1 protein-coding gene is annotated in these 313 nt (G+C 61.7%); it reads right to left on the reverse strand.

Features of this window, described 5'->3' with window-relative positions:
- Positions 1-313 (reverse strand): calcium-binding protein (locus J5M66_RS26740; protein WP_207817560.1); only part of this gene is annotated, 313 nt, incomplete at both ends.

Here is a 313-nt window from a genome sequence, read left to right on the forward strand (position 1 = left end):
CGACATAGTACGTATCAACGCCATCGCCGCCGATCATGGTGTCGGCGCCTGCGCCGCCATCGAGGGTGTTGGCGGCCGCGTTACCGGTCAGGGTGTTGTTCAACGCGTTGCCGGTGCCGTTGACGGCATTGCCGGTCAACACGAGGTTTTCCAGGTTGGCGCCCAGCGTAAAGTCAACCGATGCCTGCACGGTGTCGATTTCGCTGATCAGGGTGCTGGTTTCGGTCACGGTATCGCCGAGGTTGTCGACGATGTAAGTGTCATTGCCCAGACCGCCGATCAGGGTGTCGGCACCCAGACCGCCGTCAAGGAC

The organism is Pseudomonas sp. 67(2021) (assembly GCF_017491835.1).
In the GTDB taxonomy this organism is placed as follows: Bacteria; Pseudomonadota; Gammaproteobacteria; order Pseudomonadales; family Pseudomonadaceae; genus Aquipseudomonas; species Aquipseudomonas atacamensis.